This window comes from Variovorax sp. EBFNA2 (assembly GCF_033802765.1).
GTDB classification, from domain to species: Bacteria; Pseudomonadota; Gammaproteobacteria; order Burkholderiales; family Burkholderiaceae_C; genus Variovorax; species Variovorax paradoxus_H.
Map to the genome: position 1 here is coordinate 4,578,580 of NZ_CP138496.1, position 21,801 is coordinate 4,600,380.

Annotated in this window: 20 protein-coding genes; 12 read left to right on the plus strand and 8 right to left on the minus strand. The window is 69.6% G+C overall.

Going from position 1 to position 21,801, the window contains the following annotated elements; all coding sequences use genetic code 11:
- Positions 1-91: 91 nt before the first annotated feature.
- A complete protein-coding gene (locus RZE79_RS21550; RefSeq protein ID WP_319356753.1) occupies positions 92-1,018 on the minus strand; it encodes a LysR family transcriptional regulator in 927 nt (308 codons plus the stop codon).
- 270 nt (positions 1,019-1,288) lie between these two features.
- Here RZE79_RS21550 and RZE79_RS21555 point away from each other — a divergent pair, with 270 nt between their 5' ends.
- The 10 genes from RZE79_RS21555 to RZE79_RS21600 are packed head-to-tail and all read left to right on the plus strand — an operon-like array spanning position 1,289 to position 12,063.
- A complete protein-coding gene (locus tag RZE79_RS21555; RefSeq protein ID WP_319361246.1) occupies positions 1,289-2,029 on the plus strand; it encodes a 5-oxoprolinase subunit PxpA in 741 nt (246 codons plus the stop codon).
- Positions 2,030-2,069: 40 nt separating this feature from the next.
- Positions 2,070-2,318 carry an acetyl-CoA carboxylase gene (locus RZE79_RS21560; protein WP_319356754.1) on the plus strand — a complete coding sequence of 83 codons (249 nt, stop codon included), beginning with the start codon at positions 2,070-2,072 and terminating at the stop codon, positions 2,316-2,318.
- 11 nt (positions 2,319-2,329) lie between these two features.
- Complete coding sequence (locus RZE79_RS21565; protein ID WP_319356755.1) at positions 2,330-3,724, plus strand: acetyl-CoA carboxylase biotin carboxylase subunit; 1,395 nt, start codon at positions 2,330-2,332, stop codon at positions 3,722-3,724.
- Complete coding sequence (locus tag RZE79_RS21570; RefSeq protein WP_319356756.1) at positions 3,721-4,620, plus strand: allophanate hydrolase subunit 1; 900 nt, start codon at positions 3,721-3,723, stop codon at positions 4,618-4,620. The genes RZE79_RS21565 and RZE79_RS21570 overlap by 4 nt, the downstream gene beginning before the upstream one ends.
- A complete protein-coding gene (locus RZE79_RS21575) occupies positions 4,610-5,587 on the plus strand; it encodes a biotin-dependent carboxyltransferase family protein (RefSeq protein ID WP_319356757.1) in 978 nt (325 codons plus the stop codon). The genes RZE79_RS21570 and RZE79_RS21575 overlap by 11 nt, the downstream gene beginning before the upstream one ends.
- Positions 5,588-5,637: 50 nt before the next feature.
- Positions 5,638-6,720: a TMAO reductase system periplasmic protein TorT gene (gene torT, locus RZE79_RS21580; RefSeq protein WP_319356758.1), complete on the plus strand. Its 1,083-nt coding sequence runs from the start codon at positions 5,638-5,640 to the stop codon at positions 6,718-6,720.
- Between the two features lie 7 nt (positions 6,721-6,727).
- Positions 6,728-8,236, plus strand: a complete 1,509-nt coding sequence (locus RZE79_RS21585; protein ID WP_319356759.1) for a sugar ABC transporter ATP-binding protein — start codon at positions 6,728-6,730, stop codon at positions 8,234-8,236.
- Complete coding sequence (locus RZE79_RS21590) at positions 8,233-9,279, plus strand: ABC transporter permease (RefSeq protein ID WP_319356760.1); 1,047 nt, start codon at positions 8,233-8,235, stop codon at positions 9,277-9,279. The genes RZE79_RS21585 and RZE79_RS21590 overlap by 4 nt, the downstream gene beginning before the upstream one ends.
- A 36-nt stretch (positions 9,280-9,315) precedes the next feature.
- Positions 9,316-10,587 (plus strand): 4-aminobutyrate--2-oxoglutarate transaminase, encoded by a 1,272-nt coding sequence (gabT, locus tag RZE79_RS21595; protein ID WP_319356761.1) that lies wholly within the window; start codon positions 9,316-9,318, stop codon positions 10,585-10,587.
- 12 nt (positions 10,588-10,599) lie between these two features.
- On the plus strand, positions 10,600-12,063 hold the full coding sequence (locus RZE79_RS21600; protein WP_319356762.1) for an NAD-dependent succinate-semialdehyde dehydrogenase: 1,464 nt from the start codon (positions 10,600-10,602) through the stop codon (positions 12,061-12,063).
- Between the two features lie 4 nt (positions 12,064-12,067).
- Here the strand turns inward: RZE79_RS21600 and egtD are convergent, their stop codons facing one another.
- Positions 12,068-13,069 (minus strand): L-histidine N(alpha)-methyltransferase, encoded by a 1,002-nt coding sequence (egtD, locus tag RZE79_RS21605; RefSeq protein ID WP_373696497.1) that lies wholly within the window; start codon positions 13,067-13,069, stop codon positions 12,068-12,070.
- A gap of 24 nt (positions 13,070-13,093) precedes the next feature.
- Positions 13,094-14,359, minus strand: a complete 1,266-nt coding sequence (gene egtB, locus RZE79_RS21610) for an ergothioneine biosynthesis protein EgtB (protein WP_319356763.1) — start codon at positions 14,357-14,359, stop codon at positions 13,094-13,096.
- A 139-nt stretch (positions 14,360-14,498) separates the two neighbouring features.
- On the opposite strand from egtB, the gene RZE79_RS21615 reads away from it, so the two are divergent.
- Together RZE79_RS21615 and RZE79_RS21620 are read left to right on the plus strand one after the other, a co-directional pair.
- Entirely contained in the window at positions 14,499-15,845 is a 1,347-nt protein-coding gene (locus tag RZE79_RS21615) for an NAD(P)/FAD-dependent oxidoreductase (RefSeq protein WP_319356764.1), read from the plus strand.
- 19 nt (positions 15,846-15,864) lie between these two features.
- The gene (locus RZE79_RS21620; protein ID WP_319356765.1) at positions 15,865-16,116 is read left to right on the plus strand and encodes a hypothetical protein; all 252 of its coding nucleotides are present in this window, start codon (positions 15,865-15,867) and stop codon (positions 16,114-16,116) included.
- Between the two features lie 31 nt (positions 16,117-16,147).
- On the opposite strand, the gene RZE79_RS21625 is transcribed toward RZE79_RS21620, so the two are convergent.
- The 5 genes from RZE79_RS21625 to fhuE form a co-directional block, all read right to left on the minus strand.
- Positions 16,148-16,726 (minus strand): thermonuclease family protein, encoded by a 579-nt coding sequence (locus tag RZE79_RS21625; protein WP_319356766.1) that lies wholly within the window; start codon positions 16,724-16,726, stop codon positions 16,148-16,150.
- 178 nt (positions 16,727-16,904) lie between these two features.
- The gene (locus RZE79_RS21630; protein ID WP_319356767.1) at positions 16,905-17,267 is read right to left on the minus strand and encodes a DUF3325 domain-containing protein; all 363 of its coding nucleotides are present in this window, start codon (positions 17,265-17,267) and stop codon (positions 16,905-16,907) included.
- On the minus strand, positions 17,264-18,895 hold the full coding sequence (locus RZE79_RS21635; RefSeq protein WP_319356768.1) for a PepSY-associated TM helix domain-containing protein: 1,632 nt from the start codon (positions 18,893-18,895) through the stop codon (positions 17,264-17,266). The genes RZE79_RS21630 and RZE79_RS21635 overlap by 4 nt, the downstream gene beginning before the upstream one ends.
- A complete protein-coding gene (locus tag RZE79_RS21640) occupies positions 18,892-19,194 on the minus strand; it encodes a DUF3649 domain-containing protein (RefSeq protein ID WP_319356769.1) in 303 nt (100 codons plus the stop codon). The genes RZE79_RS21635 and RZE79_RS21640 overlap by 4 nt, the downstream gene beginning before the upstream one ends.
- Positions 19,195-19,294: 100 nt before the next feature.
- Positions 19,295-21,772: a ferric-rhodotorulic acid/ferric-coprogen receptor FhuE gene (fhuE, locus tag RZE79_RS21645; protein ID WP_319356770.1), complete on the minus strand. Its 2,478-nt coding sequence runs from the start codon at positions 21,770-21,772 to the stop codon at positions 19,295-19,297.
- Positions 21,773-21,801: the final 29 nt, after the last annotated feature.

The window sequence follows — 21,801 nt, forward strand, 5'->3', positions numbered from 1 at the left end:
TCGGGACAGTGACTATTGTGACGCTGGCGCGAGGTGCTTTCCTTGCGCCGGGTCATCCCGGCCCGATGCGGGCAGGGTTTCCGTTGCCGCGTCAGCCGCGACCGCGCCCCGTGCGCCCCGAGGCCGGCTCGAGAAACAGCTGCCGGAAATAATTGCGGAACGCCGTCATCGCCGGCGAAAACTCGACGCCCTGTTTCCACCCCAGGCCGATGTTCATGGTCGGCACCGCGTCACGCAGGTTGATGGTCTCGATGCGCTTGCCTTCCAGCGACCACGGGCGGTAGACCATGTCCGACAGCACCGTCACGCCCAGCCCGTTGGCCACCGTGCTGCGCACCGCCTCCACCGAACTCGTGCGCAGCCGTATCTGCGGCTGGTGCGGCGTCTTGCTCCAGTACTTGAGCGCAGTGGCCGCGGCCTCGTCGACCGTGAGCATGATGTAGGGCTCGGCCGCCACGTCGGCCAGCGTCACCTCGGCCTTGTCGAGCAACGGATGCTTGGCCGGCACCCACAGCCGGCGTTGCGAGCCAAAAAAAGTTTCGAGCGACAGCTCGCGCAGCACCACGTTCGACGTGAGCACCACACCGATGTCGTAGCGCTGCGTGATCAGGCCCTCTTCGATGGCCTCGCGCGCCACCTCGTGCACCTTCACCGTCACCTGCGGATGCAGCTGCTCGAAGCGCTGCAGGTGGTGCGGCAGAAAGTAGCCCAGCACCGTGTAGCTGGCGGCAATGGTGAGCGAGCCCTCGACGTTCTCGCCCTCGTGCGGCATGCGCACGGCTTCGTCGGCCGCCGACAGCACCGCGTAGGCGTGGCTCAGGAAACGGCGCCCGGCCTTGGTGAGTTCCACGCCGTGCGGGTGCCGCTCGAAGAGCTGCTGTCCCATCATGTCTTCGAGCTCGCGGATCGCCGTGGTCACGGCCGACTGCGAGATGTTCAGCTGCAGCGCCGCGTGCGAGATGCGCCCCACCTCGGCCACCGCAGAGAAGTACTTGAGCTGGCGAAGGGTCAGGGACATGGCGCCGTCTTCCTAGGGTATTTACGGATACGCGCTGCTGCCTCGGGCGAAAACCCGATACCGCGCGATCGCTTCCCTCCAGCGTAGCGCCCATTCCAGCGGCTTGCAGCATCTGTTTTTCAGATATCGACCCGCCTGAAAACAATGCTTTTCGGCCTGCCGACCGCTGGCTAACCTTCGCGCCAACCTGCACCGCCCCCCGGCGATGCACACCACACACAAAGGCGGAACGACGTGACGAAGACAACGCGGATCGATCTGAATTCCGACATGGGCGAAGGCTTCGGCCCCTGGACCATCGGCGATGGCGTCGACGCGCAGCTCATGCCGCTGATCAGCTCGGCCAACATCGCGACCGGCTTCCATGCCGGCGACCCGAACATCATGCGCAGGATGGTGCTGCTGGCCCGCACGCACGGCGTGGGCATCGGCGCGCACCCGGGCTTTCGCGACCTCGTGGGTTTCGGGCGCCGCCACATCAACGCCCCCGCCGACGAGCTGGTGAACGACATGGTCTACCAGCTCGGTGCGCTGCGCGAGTTCGCACGCCTGGCCGGCATGACGCTGCAGCACATCAAGCCGCACGGCGCGCTCTACATGCATGCGGCACGCGACGAGGCGCTGTCGCGCGCACTCGTCACTGCGCTGCAGCAGATCGAGCCGACGCTGCGCCTGTTCTGCATGGAATCGTCCGTCACCTTCCAGGTGGCGCGCGAACTCGGTCAGCCGGTGGTGCGCGAGTTCTATGCCGACCGCGACTACGACCTGAGCGGCTCCATCGTCTTCACGCGCCGCGTCGGCGCGCTCGACCCCGACGCCGTGGCCGCCAAGGTGCTGCGCGCGTGCACCGAGGGCGTGGTGCGCACGGTCGAAGGAGAAGACGTGGCGATCGGCTTCGACTCGGTCTGCATCCACAGCGACACGCCCGGCGCGCTCGCGCTCGTGCAGGCCACGCGGCGCGCCCTTGCCGACAACGGCATCGAAGTTGCAGGCCTCGCCAGGCCAGCCTGAGTTTTTTCACCTTTCCCGATCTTGTTCCAGGAGTGCCCCGATGCCCGCTACCCATGAAGTCCTGAGCCCGCTGCCGGGCACCTTCTACCGCCGCTCGGCGCCCGACGCGCCGCCGTTCAAGTCCGAAGGCGACACCGTCGCCGTGGGCGACGTGCTCGGCCTGGTCGAGGTGATGAAGCAGTTCAGCGAAGTCACGGCCGACGCGGCCGGGCGCCTGGCCAGCTTCGCCGTCGAGAACGGCGAGCCGGTCGATCCGGGCCAGCTGCTGGCTGTCATCGAAACGGCGTGAGACACCTGCCAATGACCGCCGCATTCGACACACTGCTGATCGCCAACCGCGGCGAGATCGCGGTGCGCATCATCCGCGCCGCGAAAGAGCTGGGGCTCAAGACCGTCGCGGTCTACAGCGACGCCGACGCGCAGAGCCTCGCCGTACAAATGGCCGACCAGGCCGTGCGCATCGGCCCGGCGCACGCCACCAAGAGCTACCTGAGCATCGATGCGATCCTGCAGGCCGCCGCTGACAGCGGCGCCGGCGCGGTGCACCCGGGCTACGGTTTTCTTTCGGAGAACGCCGAGTTCGCCGAGCGCATCGAGGCTGCGGGCCTGGTGTTCGTGGGCCCGACGCCGCATGCGATCCGCACCATGGGCGACAAGGCCGCGGCGCGCGCCGCCGCCATGCGCGCCGGCGTGCCCACCGTGCCCGGCAGCGCGGGCGTGGTGACCGACCCCGACACCGCCGTCGAAGTCGCGAAGGACATCGGCTACCCGATCATGATCAAGGCCTCGGCCGGCGGCGGCGGGCGCGGCATCCGCGTGGCGCACGACGAGGCCGAGCTGCGCCAGCAGTTCGCCACCGCCACCGCCGAAGCGCAGGCGGCCTTCGGCAACGGCGAGGTCTACCTCGAACGCTTCATCCGCCAGGCGCGCCACATCGAAGTGCAGATCCTGGGCGACGGCCAGCGCGTGGTGCATTGCTTCGAGCGCGAATGCTCGCTGCAGCGGCGCCGCCAGAAGGTGTGGGAAGAAGCACCCTCGGCCGCCATCAGCGAGGCCACGCGCGCCGCGCTGTGCGAATCGGCGTTGCGGCTCGCGAACGCCGTGGCCTACCGCGGCGCGGGCACGCTCGAATACCTGTACGACGACGACACGCGCGAGTTCTTCTTCATCGAGATGAACACGCGCATCCAGGTCGAGCACCCGATCACCGAGATGATCACCGGCGTCGACCTCGTGAAGGAGATGCTGCGCATCGCACTCGGCCAGCCGCTGCGTCTGCAGCAGGAAGACATCCGCCTGACCGGCGCGGCCATCGAGGTGCGCATCAATGCCGAGAACGCCGCGAAGAACTTCATGCCGAGTCCCGGCCTCGTGTCGCAGCTCGTGGTACCCGGTGGCCCCGGCGTGCGCTTCGACACCTTCCTGTTCCCCGGCTACACCGTGCCCGCGTACTACGACTCGCTGCTCGGCAAGCTCATCGTGCACGACACCGACCGCGCCAGCGCGCTGGCCCGCATGCGGCGCGCGCTCGACGAGCTGCAGGTGGAAGGCATCCACACGACGATCCCGCTGCACCGCGCGCTGTGCGAGGACGCCGATGTAGCGAAGGCCGCTTTTCACACCGGCTTTCTCGAAACCTGGCTCGCGGCAAATCCATTGCCCGACGCTCCTGCCTTGATGAAGGTGACCGCATGACCGCTGCAAGCACCCTCCCCGCCCAGGCCCGCTACAGCTTCGGCGGCGACGAGCACATGTTCGTCGAGATCAGCGAAGAGATGTCGCTGCCGGCCTTCTTCAAGGGCATGGCGATCTGCAACGAACTGCGCCGCCGCGCCCTGCCCGGCGTGACCGAGATCTGCCCGGCCAACGCCGCCTACCTCGTGCGCTTCGACCCCGACACGATCGCGCCCGACGCGCTGCTCGCCACGCTGAAGGAAATCGAAGCGGGCCTGGGCGATGCCGACCTGCAGATGCAGACGCGCATCGTCGAGATTCCGGTGCTCTACAACGACCCGTGGACGCACGAGACGCTGATGCGTTTTCGCGAGCGCCACCAGGACCCGTCGAGCACCGACATCGAGTACGCCGCACGCATCAACGGCCACGCCTCGGTCGAGGCCTTCATCGAGGCGCACTCGTCGGCGCCGTGGTTCGTGTCGATGGTCGGCTTCGTGGCCGGCCTGCCTTTCCTGTTCCAGATGGTCGAGCGCCAGCGCCAGATCCAGGTGCCCAAGTACCTGAGCCCGCGCACCGACACGCCCAAGCTCACGCTGGGCCACGGCGGCTGCTTCAGTTGCATCTACTCGGTGCGCGGCGCGGGCGGCTACCAGATGTTCGGCGTCACGCCCGCGCCGATCTTCGACCCGGCGCAGCGGCTGTCGTACCTCAAGGAGCTGATGGTGTTCTTCCAGCCCGGCGACATCGTCAAGTGGAAGCCCATCGACCGCGCCGAGTACGACCGCCAGATCGCGCAGGTCGAGGCTGGCACGTACACGCTGCGCATCGCGCCCGTGTCGTTCTCGCTCAATGATTTTCTGGCCGACCCCGACGGCTACAACCAACAGCTCCTGAAGGTGCTCCATGGCGATTGAAGTGCTCAAGCCCGGCCTCGCGACCAGCGTGCAGGACGCCGGCCGCCCCGGCTACTACCACCTGGGCATTCCGCTGTCGGGCGCGCTCGACCAGCAAAGCCTGGTGCTCGCGAACCTGCTGGTCGGCAACGACGAAGGCGCGGCCGTCATCGAAAGCACGCTGCTCGGGCCCGAGCTGCAGTTCGACGCGCCCACGCTGGTGGCCGTGACCGGCGCCGACGCGAAGATCAAGCTCAACGGCAACGAGGTGCCGCGCAACACATCGTTCGCCGTGCAGGCCGGTGACAAGCTCGCCTTCGATTTCATGAAGCTCGGCGCGCGCATGTGCATCGCCGTGGCCGGTGGCATCGACGTGCCGGTGGTGCTGGGCAGCCGCTCGACCTACGGCCTGGGCGCGTTCGGCGGCTTCAACGGCCGCAAGCTGCTGGCCGGCGACAAGCTGCCCGTGGGCACGCCCGCTGCCGGCGCCCGCGCGGGCCGCACGGTCGATGCCGCGCTGCTGCCAGTGCTCGAAAAAGAAGTGGCCCTGCGCGTGCTGCCGGGCATCTACTTTCATCGCCTGCAGGAGGTGTCGGTGCAGAGCTTCTTCGCCGACACCTGGACCGTCGGCTCCGAGGCCGACCGCATCGGCTATCGCTACAAGCACGGCACGCCACTGAAGTTCCAGGACCGCACGCCGCCCTTCGGCGCGGGCGACGACCCGTCGAACATCGTCGATGCGGGCTATCCGTACGGCTCCATCCAGGTGCCGGGCGGGCGCGAGCCGATCATCCTGCACCGCGATGCGGTGTCGGGCGGCGGCTACGCGATGGTCGGCACCGTCATCAGCGCCGACATGGACCTCATCGCCCAGATGCAGCCCAACCACAAGGCGCGCTTCGTCGAGGTCGACATGGCGCAGGCGCTCGAAGCCCGCGCCGAACGCCGACGACGGCTCGATCGCCTGCGGGCCGCACTCGCGGCCTGACGCGTTCCCCTTCCCCCTTTTCTTCACCGCTGTCACCCAAGGAGTTCTTCATGAACAGCTCGCCCCTGCGCGTTTCATTGATCGCCGCTTCGCTCGCCGCCGCCCTGGCGTGGCACGTCCCGGCCTCGGCCGCCGACTGGTTTCCCTACAAGGCCGAAGCCACCGAGCCCGCCTTCTCGGCCGAGGGCACGAAGAAGCCCATCGACTACACGCCGCTGGCCAAGGCGTCGAAGAAGTGGGACATCTGCGTGTCGTTCCCGCACATGAAGGACGCCTACTGGCTCGGCGTGGACTACGGCGTGATCGAAGAGGCGCGCCGCCTGGGCGTGAAGCTGCAGGTGGTCGACGCGGGCGGCTACACCAACCTGGGCAAGCAGGTCTCGCAGATCGAAGACTGCGTGGCGCGCGGCGCCAACGCGGTGATCATCGGCGCGATCTCGGGCGACGGACTGAACAACGTCATCAAGGCCACGGCCGCCAGGAAGGTGCCGGTGATCGACCTGGTGAACGGCATCAGCTCGCCCGACCTGTCGGCCAAGTCGCTGGTGTCGTTCTACACGATGGGACAGTCGACCGGCGAGTACCTCGCCAAGAAGCACCCTGCCGGTTCGCCGGCGGTGAAGGTCGGCTGGTTCCCGGGCCCGGCCGGCGCAGGCTGGGTCGAGGCCGCGCACAAGGGCTTCATGGAAGCGATCAAGGGCAGCGCCGTGACGGTGCTCGACCCGAAGTACGGCGACACCGGCAAGGAAGCACAGGCCAAGCTGGTCGAAGACGTGCTGCAGGGCAACCCCGACCTGGCCTACGTGGCCGGCACGGCAGTGACGGCCGAGGCCGCCACCGGCATCCTGCGCGCGCGCAACCTCGACAAGAAGGTGCAGGTGCTCTCGTTCTACATGACGCCGGGCGTCTACGAAGGCATCCAGAAGGGCCGCATCGTGGCCTCGCCCGCCGACTCGATGGTGATCCAGGGCCGCATCGCCGTCGACCAGGCCGTGCGCCTGCTGGAGAACAAGGACGTGGTGAAGCACGTCGGCCCGAAGATCTTCGTGGTCGACAGCAGCAACATCAAGAGCGTGAAGCAGGCCGACATCCTGCCGCCGACCGGCTTCAAGCCGGTGTTCGAGGTCAAGTAAGCCGGCCATGGCACCTGTGCTGCTGCAGACCCTCGGCCTGGGCAAACGCTACCCCGGCGTGCTGGCGCTCGATGCGGTGGACTTCGAGCTGCGCGCCGGCGAGGTGCACGTGCTGTTCGGCGAGAACGGCGCCGGCAAGTCCACGCTGATCTCGCTGCTGGCCGGCGCCAACGTGCCGACGGCGGGCGAGATCCGCATGCACGGCGCTCCGGTGAAATTCTCGAACGTGCACGACGCGCGGCGCCACGGCATCAGCGCGGTGTTCCAGGAGTTTTCGCTGATCCCCACGCTGTCGGTGGCGCAGAACCTGAGCCTGGGCGAAGAGCCGTGCAAGGGCGGCCTGCTCGACCGTGCGGCGGTGCGCAAGCGCGCCCGCACGATGCTGGCCGACCTGGGCTTCGAGATCGACGTCGATGCGCCCGTGGCGGGCCTCACGCGCGCGCAGCAGCAGATGGTGGAAATCGCCAAGGGCCTGCGCGGCGAGGTGTCGGTGCTGATCCTCGACGAGCCCACGGCCTCGCTGACCGACACCGAGACGCAGCGCCTGTTCGAACTGGTGGCGCGGCTGAAGGCGCGCGGCGTGGGCATCGTCTACATCTCGCACCGCATGCAGGAGATCGCGCAGATCGCCGATCGCATCACCGTGCTGCGCGACGGGCGCAAGGTCACGACCGTCGAGGCCCATGCGACCAGCGCCGACCGGCTCATCGAGCTCATGAGCGGGCGGGCCATCGACAACATCTACCCGCGCATCACGGCGAACCCCGGCCAGGTGGTGCTGCAGGTCGAAGGACTCGTTTCGCCCAACGGTGTTCGCCATGCCAGCCTCACGGTGCGGCGCGGCGAAGTGGTCGGGCTCGCGGGCCTCGTGGGCTGCGGCAAGTCGGAGCTGTTCCGCGCGATCTACGGGCTCGACCCCGTGAGCGAAGGCCGCGTGCTGTTCAAGGGCCAGCCGCGCACCGGCGCGACGGTGCGCCAGCTGCTCGACGACGGCCTCTTCTACCTGCCGCCCGACCGCAAGGGCGAAGGGCTGGTGCTCGGCTTCACGTCGCGCGCCAACATCACCCTGCCGCTGGTGCACGGGCCGCTGCGCGGTCGCGGCGGCTGGCTGCGCAAGCGCCTCGGGCGGCGGCTTTCGACGACGGCCGCCGAGCGCGTCGAACTCGCGCCGCGCAACCTCGAACGGCCCGTGGGCCTGCTCTCGGGCGGCAACCAGCAGAAGGTGCTGTTCGGCAAGGGCATGACGCGCGACGCCGCGCTCTACGTGTTCGACGAGCCCACGGTCGGCGTGGACGTCGGCACCCGCAGCGCGCTGTACGAGGTGATCCGCAAGCTCTGCGAAGGCGGTGCCGCGGTGGTCGTGATCTCGTCCGACCTGCCCGAGGTGCTGCACCTGAGCCACCGCGTGTACGTGATGTGCCGCGGCGAGATCGCCGGCGAGCTGCACGGCGACGCCATCCAGGAAACCGCCGTGCTCAACCTGTTTTTCGGCCCCAGCGAGAACCCATCCCCATGACTTCGCCTTCCCTCATCGCCGCCCCGGCGGCCCCCACGCCCGGCCTGGCCGGGCGTGCCCTCGGCCTGCTGCGCAGCCTCTTCCTGCGCCTGGGCGTGCTGCCCTTCATGCTGGTGATTGCCTGCGTGGTGTTCGCCACGCTGTCCGACCAGTTCCTCACGGCGCAGAACCTCGTGAACCTGCTGCGCCAGTCGGTCTACCTCATCCTCGTGTCGATGGGCCAGATGCTGGCGCTGGTCACCGGCGGCTTCGACCTCTCGGTGGGCACCGTGATGGCGATCACCTCGGTGGTCTCCGCGCTCGCCATGCAGGCGCTGGGCGTGGCCTTTCCCGACGCGGCCTGGATGGTGGTGCTCGTGGGCTGCGCCTGCGGCATGCTCGCCGGCCTGGTGGTGGGCCTCGTCAACGGCTTCGGCGTGGCGGTGATCGGGGTGTCGCCCTTCATCGTGACGCTGGGCGTGCAGTCGATCGGCTTCGGTTTTGCGCTGTTCCTCACGGGCGGCGTGCCGGTGTCGGGCATGCCGGCGGAGTTCAGCGAGCTGTTCGGTTTCGGCACGGTGCTCGGCGTGCCGGTGCCGATTCTCGTGACGGCCGTGTGCGTGGTCGGCATGGGCGTGCTCATGGGCCGCCTGCCGACCGGCACGCACCTGCTCGCCGTGGGCGGCAACGCCAAGGCCGCGGCGCTGTCGGGCATCGACACCCGCCGCGTGCTGCTCATGGCCTACCTGCTGTGCGCGGGCCTGGCGGCGGTGAGCGGCCTGCTGCTCACGGCGCGCGTGGAAACCGGCGAGGCCAACCTCGGCGGCACCGTGGCGCTCGAATCGATTGCCGCCTGCGTGATCGCGGGCGTGAGCCTGCGCGGCGGCATCGGCCGCGTGCCCAACGTGGTGATGGGCGCGATCTTCATCGGCCTGGTGCAGAACGGCATGAACCTGGCCAGCGTGGGCTCGTACCTGCAGATGGTGGTGCTGGGCGCGCTGCTGATCGTGGCCGTGGTCGCCGACCAGATCCGCCATCGCATGGTGGCACCGGGCAGCCACTGAGCGCCCCTCAAACACAAGCAAACGAAGGAACCTCGCATGACATCCAAGACCAACGCCGCCATCGACGCGCGCCGCATCGCCGCCACGCCGCGCGGCATCGGCATCGGCTTTCCGATCTACGCAGAGCGCGCGCTCAACGCCGAGCTGTGGGACGTCGAAGGCCGGCGCTACATCGACTTCGGCTCGGGCATCGCGGTGCTCAACACCGGCCACCGCCATCCGCGCGTGGTCGAGGCGATTCGCGCGCAGCTCGATTGCTTCACCCACACGGCCTACCAGGTGGTGCCGTACGAAAGCGTGGTGTCGCTGGCCGAGCGCCTGAACCGCCTGACGCCCGGCACGCACGCGAAGAAGACCGCCTTCTTCACGACCGGCGCCGAAGCGGTCGAGAACGCCATCAAGATCGCGCGCGCCGCCACGCGCCGGCCCGGCGTGATCGCGCTGGGCGGCGGCTTTCACGGCCGCACCTTCATGGGCATGGCGCTCACGGGCAAGGTGGTGCCGTACAAGACCGGGTTCGGCCCCTTCCCCGGCAGCATCTTCCATGTGCCCGCGCCGATCGCACTGCACGGCGTGTCGGTGGACGATTCGCTGCGCGCCATCGAGCAGCTGTTCAAGGCCGACATCGAGCCCGAGCAGGTGGCCGCCATCATCCTGGAGCCCGTGCAGGGCGAAGGCGGTTTCTATGCCGCGCCGCCCGAGTTCATGCGCGCGCTGCGCGAGATCTGCGACCGCCACGGCATCCTGCTGATCGCCGACGAGATCCAGACCGGCTTTGCGCGCACCGGCAAGTGGTTCGCCATGGACCACTACGACGTGGTGCCCGACCTCATGACCATGGCCAAGAGCCTGGCCGGCGGCACACCGCTGTCGGCCGTGTGCGGGCGCGCCGAGATCATGGACGCACCCGCGCCCGGCGGGCTCGGCGGCACCTACGCCGCCAACGCGCTGGCCATTGCAGCGGCGCATGCGGTGCTCGACGTGATCGAGGCCGAACGGCTGTGCGAGCGCGCGCAGATACTGGGCGACCGGCTCAAGGCGCGCCTCGAAGGGTTGCGCGCGAAGGTGCCGCAGATTTCGGACGTGCGCGGCCTGGGCGCGATGGTGGCGGTCGAGTTCGCGGGGGCCGACGGCTCGCCCGATGCCGCGTTCACGAAGCAGGTGCAAACCCGGGCGCGCGACGCGGGTTTGCTGCTGCTGACTTGCGGCGTGCACGCCAATGTGGTCCGCTTCCTGTTCCCCCTGACCATCGAAGACGCGGTGCTCGGCGAAGGCCTCGACATCCTCGCCGCCGTGCTGCAAGCCTGAGACACACCCGCCATGCCATTGAAGCTCCAAGACCCGACCCTGCTGCGCGAGCAGGCCTGCATCGCCGGCGCCTGGGTGAATGCCGACAACGGCACCACCGTCGCCGTCACCAACCCCGCCACCGGCGAGCAGATCGGCACCGTGCCGATGTGCGGCACCGAAGAAACCGTGCGCGCCATCGCCGCCGCCGAGAAGGCCCAGAAGGCCTGGGCCAAGGTGCCCGCCAAGGAACGCTCGGCCATCCTGCGCAAGCTCAACGACCTCATGCTCGCGAACGTGGACGACCTCGCGCTGATCATGACCACCGAGCAGGGCAAGCCCCTGGCCGAGAGCCGCGGCGAGATCGCCTACGCCGCCTCGTTCATCGAGTGGTTCGCCGAAGAAGCGCGCCGCGTGTACGGCGACACCATTCCCGCGCCGCAGTCCGACCGCCGCATCCTCGCGCTGAAGCAGCCCGTGGGCGTCACCGCGGCCATCACGCCCTGGAACTTCCCCACCGCCATGCTCACGCGCAAGGCCGGGCCCGCGCTCGCGGCCGGCTGCGCGATGGTCGTGAAGCCGGCCACGCAGACGCCGTTCTCGGCGCTGGCCTTTGCCGTGCTCGCCGAGCGCGCGGGCGTGCCGAAGGGGCTGCTGTCGGTGCTCACGGGTTCGGCCAGCCAGATCGGCGGCGAGATGACGCGCAGCCCGATCGTGCGCAAGCTCACCTTCACCGGCTCGACCGAGGTGGGCCGCACGCTCATGAAGCAGTCGGCCGACACCATCAAGAAGCTGTCGCTCGAACTCGGCGGCAACGCGCCCTTCATCGTGTTCGACGATGCGGATGTCGATGCGGCCGTCGAAGGCGCGATGGTCTCCAAGTACCGCAACACCGGCCAGACCTGCGTGTGCGCGAACCGCCTCTACGTGCAGCGCGGCGTGCTCGAGGCCTTCACGCAGAAACTCGTGGCCAAGGTCAACGCACTGAAGGTCGGCAACGGCACCGAAGCCGGCGTGAACCAGGGCCCGCTGATCGACGCCAAGGCGGTCGAGAAGATCGAGGAGCACGTGGCCGATGCCGTCGCCAAGGGCGGCACCGTGCTCGCGGGCGGCAAGCGCCATGCGCTGGGCGGCCTGTTCTACGAACCGACCGTGATCGGCGGCGCCACGCCCGACATGCTGTTCGCGCGCGAAGAAACCTTCGGCCCGCTGGCGCCGATCTTCGCGTTCGACACCGAGGCCGAGGCCATCGCCGCGGCCAACGACACCGAGTTCGGCCTGGCCGCGTACTTCTACAGCCGCGACATCGGCCGCATCATGCGCGTGGCCGAAGCGCTCGAATCGGGCATCGTGGGCGTGAACACCGGCCTGGTGTCGACCGCCGAGGCGCCGTTCGGTGGCGTCAAGCAATCGGGGCTGGGGCGCGAGGGCTCGAAGTACGGGCTCGACGACTTTCTTGAAGTGAAGTACGTGTGCCTTGCGGGACTGGACACCTAACGAGTCAACTCAGGAGCCAGTGCACGCTGAACAGCCGCTCGGGGTCGGTCCACACCGCCCCGACGCGGAAGCCCGCGCGCACCGCGAGACTCTGCAGGCCTTCGACGGTGAACTTGTGCGAGTACTCGGTGTGGATGGTTTCGCCTTCCTCGAACGAGAACTGCTCGCCGCGCATCTGCACGCTCTGCGCGCGCCGGCTCACGAGGTGCATCTCGATGCGGCGCATCGGCGCGTTGTAGAAGGCCGCGTGCGAGAACCCGTCGAGGTCGAAGTCGGCCGACAGCTCCGCGTTCGCACGCCGCAGCAGGTTGAGGTTGAACGCCGCCGTCACGCCCTGCGCATCGTTGTAGGCCGCGTGCAGCCGGTCGGGGTCTTTCACCAGGTCGACACCGATCAGCAGGCCGCCGCCGCGCAGCATGCGCGCCGCGAGCTGCAGGAACGCCAGCGCCTCGTCGGGCTCGAAGTTGCCGATGGTCGAGCCGGGGAAGAAGCCCACGCGCCGGCCCGCCCCGGCCATGGGCGCGGGCAACACGAGCGGCATGGTGTAGTCGGCCGCGATGGGCTGCACCGCGAGCGCCGGGTAGTCGGCCTTCAGGCGCGCCGCCGCGGCCTCGAGGTGCTCGCCCGAAATGTCGATCGGCAGGTAGCGCTTGGGTGAGTCGAGCGCGTCGAGCAGCAGCCGCACCTTGGTGAGCGAGCCGGCGCCGAACTCGACGATCTCGGCGTTCGGCCCGATCTGCGCGGCGATCTCGCCGGCGCAGGCGCCGAGGATGCCCAGCTCGGTGCGCGTGGGGTAGTACTCGGGCAGCTCGCAGATGCGGTCGAACAGCTGCGAACCGGCCACGTCATAGAAGAACTTGGGCGAGATGTGGCGCGGCGTGCGCGCCAGGCCCGTCTGCATGGCGCGGCCGAACTCGGACCACGGGGCGGTGTCGGGCGTGGGGGCTTCTTCCTCGCGTTGCAGGTGGCTGGCGAGGGCGAACGAAGAGGTGGTCGGGTTGCGCATGGTGCTCGGCTCCATCGAGGTCGATCAAAGGTCTTTCGCGAGCCGCAGCCCCGAGAACTGCCAGCGTGCCGCCGGCGGAAAGAAATTGCGGTAGCTCGGCCGCGTGTGGCCGGTCGGCGTGGCCACGCTGCCGCCGCGCAACACCAGCTGCCCCACCATGAACTTGCCGTTGTATTCGGCCGCGATGCCGGGCAGCGGACGAAAGCCGGGGTACGGGTCGTACGACGAACGCGTCCACTGCCAGACGTGGCCGCTCATCTGCGCGATGCCGGGCGCGTCGAAGGCGGCCTCCCATTCGAACTCGGTCGGCAGCCGCGCGCCGGCCCATTCGGCGTAGGCGGCAGCTTCATAAAAGCTCAGTTGCGCCACGGGCGCATCGGCCTCCATCGGCCGCACGCCATGCAGGCCGAACACCTGCCACCCACTGGGCGCGGCATGGCCGCTGCCCGCCCCCAAGGTGGCGATGCGCGCGTCGTCGGCTTCGAGCCAGTAGGCCGGATGGCGCCAGCCCTGGGCCTGCACCGTGGCCCAGCCGTCGGACAGCCACAGCTCGGGCCGCCGGTAGCCGCCGTCGGCAATGAACTGGGCGTAGTCGCCGCAGTTCACCAGCCGGTCGGCGATGGCGTAGGGGCGCAGCAAGGCGGCGTGGCGCGGCGTCTCGTTGTCGAAGCAGAAGCCATCGCCCGCATGGCCGACCTCGACCGTGCCGCCCGGCTGCGCCAGCCAGCGCACCTCGGCCGGCATAGCGGCCAGCCGCAGCGCCGGGCCGCTCGCGGGCTTGTAGGCCGGCAGCAGCGGGTTGCACGACAGCGCATGCAGGATGTCGGTGAGCAGCAGCTCCTGGTGCTGCTCCTCGTGGTTCAGGCCGAGCGCGACGATCGGCTCGATGGCCGCCCAGTCGAGCTTCCCGGGCGCCGCAAGCAGCGCGAGCACCGCCTCGTCGACGTGGCGGCGGTAGGCATGCACCTCGTCGAGCGACGGCCGCGTGAGCAGCCCGCGCTGCGGCCGCGGGTGGCGCGGCCCGAGCGCCTCGTAGTACGAATTGAAGAGGTAATGAAAGCGCGCATCGAAGGGCCGATAGTCCGGCGCGTGCGGCTGCAGCAGCACGGTCTCGAAGAACCACGTCGTGTGCGCCAGATGCCACTTGGTCGGGCTGGCATCGGGCATCGACTGGATGCACTGGTCCTCGGCGGACAGCGGTGCGGCGAGCGCCAGGCTGGCGGCGCGCACCGTGCGGAATCGCTCGCGCAGGGCGTTCGCCACGGGGGCGTTCGGCCGGGAAAACGTCATGGAGTCTCCAGTCGGGTCAACGGGAAGTTGTAGCCCATACCGGTGACAGGACCACGTAGGACAAGACGCCGCCGCCTCGCCGCCGCAAGAGCCTGTCCTGCGTGCAATCGCCGCTGGGCCTCTGCGTATGATTCGAACGATGCAAACCACCCCTGCTTCGCCCCGCCCCCACGTTGTCATCATCGGCTGCGGTTTCGGCGGACTCGAGGCAGCGCGCAAGCTGCAGCGGGCCGACGTCGATGTGACGGTGATCGACAAGACCAACCACCACCTGTTCCAGCCCCTGCTCTACCAGGTGGCGACCGCCGGCCTCGCGGCGCCGTCGATCGCGGCGCCGGTGCGCGCGCTGTTCCGCAAGCAGGCCAACGTGACCACGCTACTGGCCGAAGTGACGGGCATCGACCCGGCCGCGCGCAGCATCCAGCTGGCCGACGGCAGCCACGTGGCCTACGACCACCTGATCGTTGCGGCCGGCGCCACGCACAGCTACTTCGGGCACGACGAGTGGGCGCCCGCCGCGCCGGGCCTGAAGACGCTGGCCGACGCGTTCGAAATCCGCCGCCGCGTGCTGATGTCCTTCGAGACGGCCGAGACCACCACCGACCCCGAGCGCCGCCGCGCGCTGCTCACCTTCGTGGTGATCGGCGCCGGGCCGACCGGCGTCGAGATGGCGGGCACGCTGGCCGAGATCGCCAAGCACACGCTGTCGGGCGAGTTCCGCCGCATCGACCCCGGCAGCGCGCAGGTGCTGCTGGTCGAGGGCGGCCCGCGCGTGCTGCAGGCCATGCCCGAAAGCCTGAGCCAGAAGGCGCTCGAACAACTCGAAAGGCTCGGCGTCGAAGTGCGGCTGAACGCGCGCGTCACCGCCATCGACAACGCCGGCCTCGAAGTGCAGACCGGTGGCGGCCCCGACGGCGCACCGCTGCAGAGCTACCGCATTCCCAGCAGCTGTGTGGTGTGGGCGGCCGGCGTCGCGGCCTCGCCGCTGGGCCGGCTGCTCGGCAACGCCACGGGCGTCGAGTGCGACCGCGCGGGGCGCATCAAGGTCGAGCCCGACCTGAGCCTGGCGGGCCACCCCGAGATCAGCGTGGTGGGCGACCTGGCTGCCGCCATGAGCCACGCGCCCGGCAAGCCGCCCAAGCCGGTGCCCGGCGTGTCGCCCGGCGCCAAGCAGGCCGGCCGCGCGGCGGCCGCGAACATCCTGCGCCGACTGGCGGGCCAGCCCACCGTGCCGTTCCGCTACGCCGACTACGGCAACCTGGCCACCATCGGGCGCAACTCGGCCGTGGTCGACCTGGGCACGCCCTTCGGGCCGCTGCGCTTCAGCGGCCGGTTCGCGTGGCTGTTCTGGCTGTTCGCGCACGCGTACTTCCTCATCGGCTTTCGCAACCGCGTCGTCGTGATGTGGGACTGGGCCAGTGCCTACTGGAGCTTCCAGCGCAACGCGCGCGTGGTGGCCGACGTGCAGGGCCGCAGCGAGTCCTGAGTCACAGCAACGCCGCGCGATGACGTTGCTCTGGTGGGTCGTGTTTCATGCGCTCGATGCGCTGTTCTGGCTCTGGATCCTGCGCTGGGGCGGCGCCGCCTGGCTCGAAGGCAGGTTTCTCTCGGGTTTTCTCGTGAACATCTTCGCGCCACGCTGGAGCGCCGAGGGCCTGCGCATGTTCGCGCTGCTGATGCTGGTCGTGTGCGCCATCAGCTTCGTCTGGGGCCTGCTCATGCCCGAAGTGCGCTGCTGGTACTCGGGCCACTGCTGACCCATTGATGTCGCGAGGTGCCGTCAGGCGCTCATGACAAGGGTTCGAAGCGCACGTCGCCCCACGGCTGCGAACCACCGCCGTTGTTGTTGTTGTGGTTGCGCGGCTGCTCCCGCCGTTCGCGCCGCCAGTCCCACGGTGGTGTCGGTGCCGTGCCGGCCCACAGGCCCAGGTGCTGGGCGCGCGCCGTCGCCTCGAGGCGGAACAGGTCGCCGCCGCGCTTCTTCACGATGCCGTGGTAGTCGTAGACCCAGGCCCAGCCCTCGGCCACCATGCGGCGGCCGGCGTCTTCGCCGTTGCAGCGCACGTCGGCCACGGTGCGGCCGTAGCGGTCGGTGTCGCGCTCGGTGATGACGGCCTTCTCGGCGTAGCACAGGCGGCTCAGCGCCTGGCGGCTGCGCTGGCCGTAGGGCTGCGCTTTCTCGGGTGCGTCGATGGCGGCGATGCGCACCTTGACCTGCTCATAGGCACCGCTGCGACCGCAGCGCGCGGTGAGCGTGTCGCCATCGCTCACGCCGACGACGAGGCAGGTGCGCGGCGACGCGGCGTGGGTCAGCAGCGGGAGGGAAAGACCGAGGGACAGAAGCAGGAAGACGGGGCGAAAGCGCATGCGGAAAGGGAACGGAACACGGGGCCGGGAATGGCCGACGATTCTCGGCGCGAAGTGAACGCGCCGCCCTTCGGATGCATTTGTTTTCGTCTTCGCGTCAGCGCGTGGCGGGTGCGCCCGTCGACTTGCGCACCACCAGCCATCAAGGTGGACTGACGGCGGGCGCCGCGCTCGCCACTCAGCGCAGCAGCCCCGCCAGCACCGGCACAAGCCCCACACCACCGGCCACGGCGGCAGCACCGGCACCCCACGCGACGGCGCGCGGGCGGTACGGCAACAGCAAGGCCACCGGCAACGCCCCGGCCGACAGGAAGCCCAGCCACGCGACCGGCCCGACCGTCGGGCCCCACGCCATCACGCACGGTACGACGGATGCGGCCAGCAACACGGCCCCCATCGCGCGCAACACGATGCGCCGGCGCGCAGGCACGTCGCGCCCGCGCGTCAGCTGCTCGTGGTGCCGGTCCATGGCAAAGCTCAGGCATGCCATGCCTGCATACGCCAGCGCGAAGCCGAGCAACGAAGCCCATACCGTCGTCATCGCACCCCCTTCCGCAGCAAATGACGCAGCGCGCCCAGCGCCGCAAGGCCGAAAGCAACCACGCCCAGTTCGACCCCGAGGCTTTCCCAATCGCTGCGCAGCAGCTGCGCCAGCAGGTGATCGCCTGTGGTGAGGAAGTTGACCACCGGCAGCAGCAGGCACAGCGCGGCGAGCGCACCGAGTTGCTCGCGCCACGCGCGCGCCGGCTGGCGCACGAAGGCATGCGCCAGCGCCAGCGCCCACAGCGCGAAGAAGACCTGCAGTTCGCGGTCGGCGCGGTGCCCGATGCCGACCGGCACCAGCCGGTTGGCCCACAGGTAGCCCACGCAGGCGATGGCCAGCCCGGCGATGGCCGCGACGTTCAGCGCCTCAATCAGCCGGTAGACCCGCGCCGTCGCACCGCCGAACTCGCCGAGGTGCTTCTGCCGGCGCTTGACGATGAACAGCACGGCGCCCGAACCCATCATCGCGGTGCCCGCGAGGCCGCATAGAAAGTAGAGCCACTTCATCGGCCAGCCGCCGAAGGTGACCATGTGCAGCCCGCCCATGGCCGACTGCGCGGTCATGGTGGCGCCGCCGTCGGCGGCGCCCGGCAGGCGCACGCGCTGCACCTCGCCGGTGGCGGCCGAGAACTGCACCATGCCGGTCGTGGCAGCGCTGAGCCGTCGCAGCGAATCGTCGTCGCCGTTCCATCCGTACACGCCGATGCGCGCGCCCGCGTCGCCCGGGTGGTCGATGACGACCGCGCGCACGGGCTGGCCCATGCGCTCCTGGCCGCGCGCGGCGAACGGTTCGAGCACGGGCACGGGCATGGCGCGGCCGGTGGCGACGGGGTTTTCGCTGTCGCTCAGCTCCGACACGAAGCGCATCTGCGCCGCCGGGCCCGTGCCGTAGTGCAGCACCTTGGGGGCCGGCATGAAGCTGGTGCCCGAGATCACGAGGCCGGTGTAGGCGATCATGAACTGGAAGGGCAACGTCAGCACCGCCACGGCGTTGTGCGCGTCAAGCCAGCTGCGCTGGCCCTTCTTCGGCCGGAAGGTGAAGAAGTCCTTGAAGATGCGCTTGTGCGTGATGACGCCCGACACCAGCGCCACCAGCATCGCCATCGTCGCAATGCCGATGATCCAGAGGCCGACGGTGCCGGCATGCAGCTCGTAGTGAAAGTCGACGAAGTGGTGACCGCCCTGCGTGGCGCGTGCCGCGTGGCCGGGCTCGTCGTTCAGCGGCTTGCCGGTGACGGGGTCGAGCGTCACGCCCACGTACTCCCGGTTGGCATCGAACCAGAACACGCGCAGCTCGCCGCCGCCCTGCGCGTCCGAAGGCCACAACTCCCACATCGGCGCGCCCGGGTGGTGCCTGGCCATGTAGGCCATGCCCCAGGCCAGGCGCTGCGCGCGGTCTGCGGTGGGTTCGCCCTTTGCCTTCTTGGCCGCCGCGGCGGCTTCCTCGGCGTGGTGCTCCGGGGTCATCCAGTGGGTGATGGGCTCGTCGAACACAGCCAGCGTGCCGGTGAGGAACACCGCGAACAACAGCCACGAGAACCACAGGCCGCACCAGGTGTGCAGCCAGGCCTGGGCCTGGCGGAAACCGCCGCCCTGCGAGGGCGCCTTGGTTGCCGGCGTGCTCATGCCCCGCCTCCCGCGCCGCGCAAGGCCAGGCCGAGTCCGGCCAGCACCACGGCCGGCAACACCAGGCCGGCCCAGGCGCGCGGCAGCGACACGGGCGCGAACGCCCAGATCACGGCGACGGTGTAGACCGCGAAGCTGAACTGCATGCCCCCGAGCGCGGCCTCGGCACGGCCGGACGGCAGCACGGCGGCCAGGAAGACGGCGGCGGCCGAGGCCAGCGCGTAGCCGCCAAACACGGCGGCCGCGACGCGGGACAGCAGCCGCAGGGCGGGAGAAAAGGAGGAAGAGCGGGTGTTCATCGGGGACGGGGAAGACGAGGGAGCGGGGCGCGGAAATGCGCCCCTCCCCTACATGACCAACGAGAACGGAAAAAGGGTCACGCCCCGGCTGTTTCGGCCGTCAGAACGCGTAACTGAGCGTCGCCACCGCGTTGCGCGGCGTACCGAAGTAGGCCTGCCCGTCGATGTTGCTGTAGTACTTCTTGTCGAAGAGGTTTTCGATGTTCAGCTGCAGCGCCAGCTTGGGCGTGAAGGCGTAGCGCGCCATCAGGCTCACGACCGCGCGCGAGCCCTGCTGGTAGCGCAGGTCGACGTCGCCCACGCTGTACGCGTAGTAGGTGCGGTTCTGCCAGTTGACGCCACCGCCCAGCGTGAGCCGGTGCCATTCGCCGGGCAGGCGGTAGGTGGTGAACAGCGTGGCCTGCGTGGTCGGCATGGTGGTGTTGATGCGGTCGCCGTTGCCCTGGCGGCCCAGCGTGCGCGCGATGCCCGCGCTCAGCTGCCAGCCCGGGGCCAGCTCGCCCGACACCTGCAGCTCGATGCCCTTGCTGGTCACGCCGCGCGCGCCGTAGTAGGCGCCTTCGGTCGAGTTGGGCACGAGCCTGGTGCCGTCGCGCTGCGCCACGTTTTCCTGCTCGGCGCGGAAGACGGCGATCGAGGTGTTGAGCTTGCCTTTCAGGTGCTCGCCCTTGAGGCCGATCTCGTAGCTCTTGCCGGTCACCGGGTCGAGGTACGAACCGCCGGCGTCGCGGTAGTTCTGCGGCTGGAAGATGTCGGTGTAGCTCGCGTACACCGAGTAGTTCTGGCTCAGGTCGTACACCAGGCCCGCGTAGGGCGTGAACACCTCGTGCTCGCGCGTGGCCGGGGCGTCGGCGGTCAGGCGCGTGGAGCGCCAGCTGTTCTGCCGGCCGCCCACGATGAGCTTGAGCGAATCGGCCAGCGACAGGCGCGCGGCGCCGTAATAGCCGGTCTGGCGCGTCTTGGTGATGCCGGAGACCTTCAGCGGGTCCCAGGCCGGCTCGGGGTACGACGCGGCATTCCACTGGTAGAAGTTGCCGGTGTCGGGCAACGCGCTGGTGCGCGGATGGCTCGCCTCCACGTAGCGCGACTGGCTGTTGGTGACACCCACCACCAGCTCATGCGTGCGGCCCAGCAACGTGAACGGGCCGGTGGCCTGCACGTCGAGGCTGTTCTGGCGGAACTCGTGTTCGAAGTAGCCGGGCAGCGAGCCCAGGCCGCGGCCGGTGAAGCGGTCCAGCCCGCCGAAGAGGTACAGCAGCTTGGCGTTCTGCTGGCTGTCGCGGTGCGAGGCGTTGGCCTTGAGCTTCCAGCCGTTGTCGAACTGGTGCGTGAGGTTCGCGAAGGCCGTGGTGGTGGTCGTGTCCCAGTGGGTCCACGGCGTGCCGATGGTCTTGGAGCGGTCCCAGCGCGTGGCCGTGCCGTCGCTGAAGGTCAGCGGCAGGCCGCCCCAGGTCGACGACGTGGGCCGCGTGGCCTGCGACTCGATGCCCACGCTCAGCGTGGTGCTCGGCGAGAGGTCGGCATCGACCACGCCGTACAGCACGTGCTTGCGGCCGTGGTACATGTCGATGAAGGAGTCGCGGTCTTCCGTCATGCCGATGATGCGGGCGCGCACGCGGCCGTCTTTCGTGACCGGGGTCTGCAGGTCGACCGTGCCGCGGCGCAAATTCCACGAGCCCAGCGCGAGCGACGCGCTGCCGGCGAACACCTTGCTGTCGGCGTGCTTGCGCACCAGGTTCACCGAGGCCGACGGATTGCCCGCGCCGGTGAGCAGCCCGGTCGAGCCGCGCACGACCTCGATGCGGTCGTACAGCACCGGGTCGTTGGTGGAGGCGCCGAAGAAGTCGGTGGTGACCGTGGTCGGCACGCCGTCGTACTGGTAGTTGTCGATGTAGAAGCCGCGCGCGTACAGGTCGGTGCGGTCGCTGTCGGAGCTCACGGCGAACACGCCGGGCACGTTCTGCATGGCCTGGCCGAGCGACAGCAGGTTCTGGTCGTCGATCTGCTGGCGCGTGATGACGGTGACCGACTGCGGCGTCTCGCGCGGCGACAACGACATCCCCGTGGCCGCCGCCGTGGCGCGCGTGGTGTAGCTGCCGGTGCCTTCGGTGGTGCCGCTGCGGTCGGCGTCGGCCGTGACGGTGACGGGCGAGAGCGTGTCGATGCCGCCCTGCCCCGCGACGGGCCCGCCCGCCTCGCGGCGGTTCAGCGTGTAGCTGCCGTCGGTGCGCGCCACCACCTGCAGGCCGCTGCCCGCAAGCAGGCGCTCGATGGCCTCACGCGCGGTGTAGCGGCCCGACACGGCGGGGCTGCTTCGCCCCTGCGTCAGCGCCGGGTCGAACGACAGCGCGATGCCGTTGCCGGCCGCGAAAGTCGCGAGCGTGCGGCCGAGCGGGCCGGCGGGAATGTCGTAGGCGCGGGACGCCGCCGCGTCGAGCGACGACGATGCCTGCGCGAAGGCCGGCCCTCCCGCGCCGGCCAGGCCGCCGAGGGCGAGCGCCATCAAGGCATGGCGAAGGACGGTGTTCAGGCGGCGCTCTGCGAACGGGCGCAAGGCGGACGGGCGGGATGCGGACATGGAGACGGGCCTTTCGGTTGGGCAACGAC